Annotated in this window: 2 protein-coding genes and 1 pseudogene; all 3 read right to left on the reverse strand. The window is 39.0% G+C overall.

Features of this window, described 5'->3' with window-relative positions:
- The coding region (locus IAE45_RS18525; RefSeq protein ID WP_200127867.1) for a Clp protease ClpP at positions 1 to 371 on the reverse strand (371 nt) is incomplete at its 3' end.
- Between the two features lie 8 nt (positions 372 to 379).
- Positions 380 to 907, reverse strand: a complete 528-nt coding sequence (locus IAE45_RS18530; protein WP_325123441.1) for an NUMOD4 motif-containing HNH endonuclease — start codon at positions 905 to 907, stop codon at positions 380 to 382.
- A pseudogene (locus IAE45_RS18535) lies at positions 907 to 1,350 on the reverse strand (phage portal protein); the annotation flags it as partial. The gene IAE45_RS18530 and the pseudogene IAE45_RS18535, both read right to left, overlap by 1 nt.

Raw genomic sequence — 1,350 nt, forward strand, 5'->3', positions numbered from 1 at the left:
CCCCAAGCGAATGTTGAAGCTTCGTGAATCATCAATGAAGTGCCAACATTCATGATCACTTCGTCAGCGCCAGCAATGATGAAGGTTGCGGCACTTGCTGCTAAACCAGTTACTTCGACAGTGACATTTGATGGGTGATCTTTTAGGTAGTTGTAAATTTCAATTCCTTCAAACACATCGCCGCCAGGACTATTCAATTTGATCACGATATCATCTGTGACTGTATCCAGTGATTCACGGATATCTTTCGCATTAATGACATCATCATCACGCCAGTATTTCTTTTGGACATTGCCACTCAAGGTGAGAATGTGCTTACCATTTTGGATCTCGTTGGTAAATTGAAACGGTACTTTTTTAACTTTCGGCATTTTCGTTCTCACCCCCTTTCGTTGGAACCTTGCAATTCAAACGAAAAACCTTTGTGTGTTAATTGATCTCCTCTTAAACAAGCGAATACAGCACCTTTGTCTAAATTAAGGTTTTTGCATAATTCTCTTACAGAATCAAATAAGAAATCTGTGCCATCTTTGTTAATAGCAAAAATCGGTTTTCCATTTTTGGTTTTGTTCGAATTAATGTTTCTGGTCATTCCGGTGCCGAACTTCATATTGTATTCATGAGTGCACCATTCCAAGTTATCAACGAAGTTGTTAGTTTTATCTTCGTCTATATGATTAACTTCTGGGAGATTTTCAGAATTGGCTATAAAGGCTTGAGCCACTAGTCTGTGGACGCTAAAACGTTTAGGCTTTTTATTTTTCCATAAACCGACAACTTCGTATCCGTCTGTTGACAAGAGTTTTTTCAAGATCCTCGTAGAACGATAATAGCTTTTAATTCTACCAAGGTTGCTAACTTGATACAGACCTTCGTAGCCTTCAATCCATTTCCAATATTCCGCCACTATCCTTCTTCTCCCTTCACTTTTTCATAGTTCTTAGTCATAATTAGTTGTTGACCTTCACCATTCGGCAACGGATCATAGTCAGTCACTTCACGTACTTCATCACGCAAGAACGTTCCGGAAGAAACGATCTTATCAATCTGAGTGGCGTTTTCCAGAATGCTGACAGGTAATACTTTAGAAACTTTGATACGTTCGCCGTTCTTGTATTCTTTTTTTGTAATAATTTTCGCCATTAATTCATCCTGAAGCTTCTTCATCAACGGTGCCAGACACAGCTTCCTAAAGGCTTGAAGGTTAGAATCAAGTTCAGCTTTTTCACCATAAATAAGCGCCGTAGGAACTCCTATGGCGTTTGCTACATCATCGATCAACGATGTTTTCATTTTGTTTAGCTCATCCAGTGATTGATTGGAAACCCCTTGTTTATTGGTGTATTCCTC

The sequence above is a fragment of the Enterococcus sp. S53 genome (assembly GCF_016516865.1).
GTDB classification, from domain to species: Bacteria; Bacillota; Bacilli; order Lactobacillales; family Enterococcaceae; genus Enterococcus_D; species Enterococcus_D innesii.